This window comes from Mesorhizobium sp. M5C.F.Ca.IN.020.32.2.1 (assembly GCF_004023105.1).
Lineage (GTDB): Bacteria > Pseudomonadota > Alphaproteobacteria > Rhizobiales > Rhizobiaceae > Mesorhizobium > Mesorhizobium wenxiniae.
Genome location: NZ_RZSX01000374.1, coordinates 1 through 5,845 on the forward strand (window position 1 = coordinate 1; position 5,845 = coordinate 5,845).

Consider the following 5,845-nt stretch of genomic DNA (forward strand, 5'->3'; position numbering starts at 1 on the left):
GCCCAGGGATCGTCGCCGCCGCCAAATATTCCCAGAAGCCCCAGATTATAGAGGACGAAGGGCACGATCAGCAGCGGGATGGCACCGAACATCAGAAGGCTCCGGTTGGACAACCTTCTCTAGTATGCGCTCGGCGTTCGCCGTCAAGATTTTTCGTACGTGACCGCGAACACGGACCAAGACGGTGCGAAATAACCATGTCAGCCGGCGCGGCTGCCGTCCGGTACGGCTGCTGAGCTCTCTGAAATTGGTTCGGTGGGCGATCATCTCCGCCAAATGCAAAAAGACCGGCGCAATGGCCGGTCTTCGGGAGTCACAAAACCGTCGAAAGCGTTCTCAGCTTTCCTTCGGCTCCAGAACCTGGCGACCGCGATACATGCCGGTCTTCATGTCGATATGGTGCGGGCGGCGCATCTCGCCGGAATTCTTGTCCTCGACATAGGTCGGGGCCTTCAAGGCATCGGCCGAACGGCGCATGCCGCGCTTCGACGGAGAGGTTTTTCGTTTCGGTACGGCCATGGATATGCTCCATTACATGGTCAAAATGCCCCGGCTGCCCTCGTGAAAGGGCCGCGTCAGGGGCCGGAATCTGAGAAAGTCGGGTGCCTATACACGCCCCGCGCCGTTTTGGCCAGCGTCGCCGCAAATTTTTTTAAGCTAACGCAGACAGCCGACATAGGCGCCGGACCGGCCCGCGCGCCGCTCGATCAGCGCGGCCAGCCGTCTCAGCCCCGGTCCGGGCTTCGCCGGGTTGCGCGCGATTGGGTTCGGCAAGGTGACGGCAAGCAGCGCCGCCTGGCGACGCGACAATCGTTTTGCCGAAACCCCGAAATGGTGCTGGGCGGCGGCCTCGATGCCATAGATGCCCGGCCCCCATTCGGCGATATTGAGATAGATTTCCATGATGCGCCGTTTCGACATCACCATGTCGACATAGACGGCCAGCGGCAGCTCGACGACTTTCCGGACCGAGCCCAGCGGCCGCGACCAGAGATAAAGGTTCTTCACGGTCTGCATGGTGATGGTCGAGGCGCCGCGCGTCATCTCGCCGGCCAGCGCATCGTCGACGACGCCCCTCAACTCGCCAAGGTCGATGCCGCGATGGAAACAGAACTGCCCGTCTTCCGACATGATGACCGAATTCGCCAGCGCCGGCGCCACATCGTCGATCGAGACCCAGCGCCGGTCATAGCCGGAAAACGTCGCCAGATCCTTCAGCATCAGTGTCGATACCGGATGAACGAACGGCGGGAGATAAAGAAAGGTCAGCACCACCGGCATCAGCGCCAGCACGACGGCGACGGTGATACCGCGCCGGACCCAGTGCCGGGGCCAACGTTTGAGACCGATGCGGTTGCCGCGTTTCGGCCTCACCATGTCCAGCCCTTCGGTTTCGTAATCGACGATCGGTTCCGCCAAGCCGCTCAATCCATGCTGCTCCCTACCCCGGCATAATGGCGCTTGGCTTCTTGCGCAACGTCTGAGTGTCGGCTACCCGTCCCCGGCATGACGAAAGACGATCAAATGCCGTTCGAGGCAGCGCTTGTCGCGCGCACAGGTCCGGTCGAGGCGATGCTCAGGCGACTGCTCGACGACCGCCCGCTTTCAGGCGAGATCGCGCGGCCGCAACGTCTGATGGAGGGGATGCGCCACGGCGTGCTGAACGGCGGCAAGCGCCTGCGCCCCTTCCTGGTCATGGAAAGCGCCGCGCTGTTTTCCGCGGACGGCGAGACGGCGCTGCGCGTGGCGGCGGCGCTCGAATGCGTGCATTGCTATTCGCTGATCCATGACGATCTGCCGGCCATGGACGACGACGATTTGCGCCGTGGCCAGCCGACCGTGCACAAGGCCTTCGACGAGGCGACCGCTATCCTCGCCGGCGACGCCTTGCTGGCGCTCGCCTTCGACATCATTGCGGACGAAGCGACAATGCTGCCGGCCGAGCGACGGGCGGCGCTGGTGCTGGCGCTGGCCCGCGCTGCCGGAGCTGGCGGCATGGTCGGCGGCCAGATGCTCGATCTCGAAGCCGAGCGTATCAGGCCGGACGAGGCCGGCATAATCCGGCTTCAGGCGATGAAGACCGGCGCACTGATCCGCTTCGCCTGCGAGGCGGGCGCAATCCTTGCCGGCGCGCCAGCGGCCGACCGTGAAAGACTGGCGGAATTCGGCTCCGCGATCGGGCTTGCCTTTCAACTTGCCGACGATTTGCTCGACCTGACGGCGGACGCGCACCAGATGGGCAAGGCAACCGGCAAGGATGCAGCCGCCGGCAAGGCGACGCTGGTGGCGCTGCACGGCCCCAATTGGGCGCGGGGCCAGCTTCAGGGCCTCGTCGACCAGGCCCATGCCTTGCTTCATCCCTATGGCGACGAGGCCGTGCTTCTGAAGCAGGCAGCCGAATTCGTGGCGGCCCGCAACAGCTGACGCTGTTCCAAGTTGTACTCGCGTCCTATGGCGCGCCGTGTAGCCAAGGAGGGTTGGCGAATTGTTCCGCCAGGAAATCCACGAACACGCGCACACGCGGCGACAGGATTCGGCCAGGCGGATAGACGGCGCAGATTGGTGGTCCGTCATGATGATTGTATCCGGTGAGCAATGCGGTCAGTCTGCCTACTCTGATATCCGGTCCAACCAATATCTCCGACATACGGACGATGCCGACACCGGCGAGCGCCAGCCGGCGTAGCGCTTCCGTACTGTTGGCCTCTATCGGGCTGCGGATACGCATGCTTTGCGGACCGTCCGGGCCATCGAATTCCCAGATATTGAGGCCGCCGCGTGATGTGATGCCAAGACATGTATGATGTTGAAGATCGCCTGGCGTCATCGGGATACCGTGTTTTTCGAGATACCGAGCTGACGCGCAAATGACACGGTGATTGGGCGCCAGCCGCCGCATCACCAGCCTGGAATCGCTCTGGGCGGCAACGCGCACTGCGACGTCCGTTTCCTCAGCCAACAGGTCGACAATCGCATCTGTGAACATTAGCTCGAGCTCGATGGCAGGGTAGCGATCGATGAACGCCGGTAACATCGGCACGATCAAACGATGGCCGAAGGCGCTTGGAAGACTGACCCGCAGCCGGCCGCGCGGTTCTGCGCCGGGTTGAATCGCGATTTCAGCCTCTTTGATGTCGTTCAGGATACGGCGAGCGCTATCGGCATAGGTGCTGCCTTCCGCCGTCAAGCTGATCCGCCGCGTCGAGCGTTGCAGCAATCGCACGCCAAGGCGGGACTCAAGCCGCCCGATGACCTTGCTGACGGCCGATGGGCTCAACCGCAGCCGGCGTGCCGCCGCCGAGAAATCGCCTTCCTCGACAACCGACAGGAACACACCCATCGTTTCTGGCCGGTCCATGTCATCTATTCCAACTCGTCACAGATGAACAGAAATTATCATCGATTATCGGCACGCGCGATACATAATATGATTTCCTCTTCAGCATCCAAAATACCGGCGAGGAGGTGCGATGCGTTCAGAACAGCCAAATCTCCGCGATGCTCACGAGTTGCATCGGTGGGCACGTCGCCAGCGCAGCGCCGCAATTGGCCGGTTATGTCTTCGTATTATCCGCGTGCTCAGTCGGTCACGTCAAAGGATGGGGAACCGCTCAAGGCGAAGCAACGTCCGGGCTAGCGCAACCGGCCGATCGGAATGATTTCCGGCGATGTCGGACCGTATGGCTCGCCACGCCAGTTGCCGAGCCATGCTTCGACGACCAGCCCGGTCTCGTCCAGCATCTGCGCAAGGCTTTCCTTTACCGGGAAGGCTATTTTCGATTCGGCGCTGAGCACCCGCGCGCTATCGGAGATTACGTAGTGGGTCGAGTAAGTGACGACGCCGGTAGCGGGATCGCGCCGAAAATCGTTCCACGCTCTTACAGTGCCCAATTCGGGATGACTGAGTTCCCGTTGCGACCATTCCGGCGTCCACTCGAGCCATTCCTGCGCGACTGGATTTCGCGTATCGAAGATGAAGCACCCGTCGGCAGCCAGATGAACGGCGATCGTGGCAAGCACCGCCTCTCGATCTTCTGGCGTCAGAAACACCTGGAAAGCGTGCCCGGTCAAAATCACCAGATCGAAGCGTCGTCCGAGCCGGACATTGCGCGCATCGGCCTCGACCCAGTCGACCCTCTGCCCGCCGGCTCTGCGGCGCGCGATGTCGAGCATCGCCGGCGCGGGGTCGACGCCGGTCACGCTGCGCCGATCGGCGAGCGCGGCGGCCAATTGCCCGGTACCGCAGCCGAGATCGAGAACCGAGCCCGCGTCCTTGGCAAAGCCGACGCAATAGTCGAAGTCCACGCCACCTTCGTTCTCGATATCATAGAACTGGACGAGGTCGGGATCGCTGTAAAGAAGGTCGGTCATGTGGCCTATAGCTGGAGCCAGAGAGCGGCAGAATTCGTGAATGCGCAGCTTCGGCGGTTTCTTGGCAAATCGGTCGCTACCCATCACCGATTGCGCACCACAATGCATGCACCGCCGACGCTTTGCAGTTTCTGACAGATGTTGTTGGCCTTGGCTTTGGAGTCGGCGCCGATCCGGACCGCATAGATGCCGCGCCTGCCGATCGGCGTGCGCACCCGGCTGACCACCGGATCATGCCCGCCAAGCAAATCCGGAAACCGGCGCTTCACACCATTCCATTGACTGAGCGCCGCGGCGCGGCGGAAATTGCCGGCCACCTGCACGCCCCACGGCTGGATGTTGATCGACGCCATGGCCACGGTTTGGGACTTGATGACCGGCAGCCTGCGGCAGGCGACCGCGAAGCTCGCTTTCTTGTCGAGCGGCCGGATGGTGCCGGCATAGGCGGTGTCGGTGAACCTGTCGGCTGGCTCGCCCATGATGTCCAGAACGTAGTCTTCGGTCTCCATTGGCAGGAAGCCACCGGAACTCAGCCAGCGCCAGACCCGGTTTTCACCGGCATTGTACGCGGCGGCCGCCAAGCCTAGATTGCCGAAGCCGGTTTTCATCTCGGCGAGATATTTTGCCGAGGCCGGGATAGCCTGCTCGATATCGAAGGAATTGGCAAGGCCGCGTATCTTGGCGGTGCCCGGCATGAACTGGGCTATGCCTTCGGCGCCGACCGGACTGACCGCATTGGGATCGAAGCGGCTTTCCTTCCAGATCAGCCGGGCAAAGAAGTCCTTGGGCAGGCCGTTTTGATCGGCATGGACCTCGATCAGGTTGCAAACACGGTCGAGCAGCCGCTGCTTGGCAGGGCGCGGCGGATCGGCGTGGGCGGCTGTCGCCCAGCCGAGCCCGCCAAGCAAAACCAATCCACCAAGCAAAACCGGCGTCGCCCAGGGGAAGCGCCGCATCGACCTACTCCGCCGCGGCCTTGCCAGGTTGCCCAAACCGCTGCTCGATATAATCGGCGACCATTTTTTCGAAGTCGGCGGCAATCGAAGGGCCGCGCAGCGTCGCCGCCTTCCTGCCGTCGACGAACACCGGCGCCGTCGGCGTCTCGCCGGTACCGGGCAGCGAAATGCCGATGTCGGCATGCTTGGATTCACCTGGACCGTTGACGATGCAGCCCATCACCGCGACCTTGAGGTTTTCGACGCCGGGATATTTTTCACGCCACACCGGCATGTTTTTGCGCAGATCCGCCTGAATATTCTGGGCGAGTTCCTGGAACACGGTAGAGGTCGTGCGACCGCAGCCGGGGCAGGCGGCGACGATCGGCACGAACTGCCGGAAACCCATGGTCTGCAGGAGTTCTTGCGACACCTGCACCTCGCGCGTGCGGTCGCCATTCGGCTCCGGTGTCAGCGAGATGCGAATCGTATCGCCAATGCCTTGCTGGAGCAGGATGCCCATCGCCGCGGACGAGGCG

Annotated in this window: 7 protein-coding genes; 1 reads left to right on the forward strand and 6 read right to left on the reverse strand. The window is 62.6% G+C overall.

All coding sequences use genetic code 11. From position 1 onward, the window contains the following. Positions 1-336: 336 nt before the first annotated feature. Positions 337-519 carry a 50S ribosomal protein L32 gene (gene rpmF / locus EOA86_RS18945; protein WP_029348751.1) on the reverse strand — a complete coding sequence of 61 codons (183 nt, stop codon included), beginning with the start codon at positions 517-519 and terminating at the stop codon, positions 337-339. 138 nt (positions 520-657) lie between these two features. Next, positions 658-1,428 (reverse strand): transglycosylase domain-containing protein, encoded by a 771-nt coding sequence (locus EOA86_RS18950; protein ID WP_127211057.1) that lies wholly within the window; start codon positions 1,426-1,428, stop codon positions 658-660. A gap of 78 nt (positions 1,429-1,506) precedes the next feature. Here EOA86_RS18950 and EOA86_RS18955 point away from each other — a divergent pair, with 78 nt between their 5' ends. After that, complete coding sequence (locus tag EOA86_RS18955) at positions 1,507-2,424, forward strand: polyprenyl synthetase family protein (protein WP_128343078.1); 918 nt, start codon at positions 1,507-1,509, stop codon at positions 2,422-2,424. 25 nt (positions 2,425-2,449) lie between these two features. Here the strand turns inward: EOA86_RS18955 and EOA86_RS18960 are convergent, their stop codons facing one another. The 4 genes from EOA86_RS18960 to EOA86_RS18975 all read right to left on the reverse strand — a co-directional run. Next, positions 2,450-3,358, reverse strand: a complete 909-nt coding sequence (locus EOA86_RS18960; RefSeq protein ID WP_128343080.1) for a LysR family transcriptional regulator — start codon at positions 3,356-3,358, stop codon at positions 2,450-2,452. Positions 3,359-3,633: 275 nt separating this feature from the next. Further along, positions 3,634-4,371 (reverse strand): class I SAM-dependent methyltransferase, encoded by a 738-nt coding sequence (locus EOA86_RS18965; protein WP_128343081.1) that lies wholly within the window; start codon positions 4,369-4,371, stop codon positions 3,634-3,636. Between the two features lie 83 nt (positions 4,372-4,454). Further along, positions 4,455-5,327, reverse strand: coding sequence for a lytic transglycosylase domain-containing protein (locus EOA86_RS18970; RefSeq protein WP_128343083.1), 873 nt, complete (start codon positions 5,325-5,327; stop codon positions 4,455-4,457). Positions 5,328-5,331: 4 nt separating this feature from the next. Next, the coding region (locus EOA86_RS18975) for a flavodoxin-dependent (E)-4-hydroxy-3-methylbut-2-enyl-diphosphate synthase (RefSeq protein WP_164891828.1) at positions 5,332-5,845 on the reverse strand (514 nt) is incomplete at its 5' end.

Coding starts and splice junctions, on each gene's coding strand:
- rpmF (WP_029348751.1), bottom strand. CDS start 519: ATGGCCGTACCGAAACGAAAAACCTCTCCGTCGAAGCGCGGCATGCGC.
- EOA86_RS18955 (WP_128343078.1), top strand. CDS start 1,507: ATGACGAAAGACGATCAAATGCCGTTCGAGGCAGCGCTTGTCGCGCGC.
- EOA86_RS18960 (WP_128343080.1), bottom strand. CDS start 3,358: ATGGACCGGCCAGAAACGATGGGTGTGTTCCTGTCGGTTGTCGAGGAA.
- EOA86_RS18965 (WP_128343081.1), bottom strand. CDS start 4,371: ATGACCGACCTTCTTTACAGCGATCCCGACCTCGTCCAGTTCTATGAT.
- EOA86_RS18970 (WP_128343083.1), bottom strand. CDS start 5,327: ATGCGGCGCTTCCCCTGGGCGACGCCGGTTTTGCTTGGTGGATTGGTT.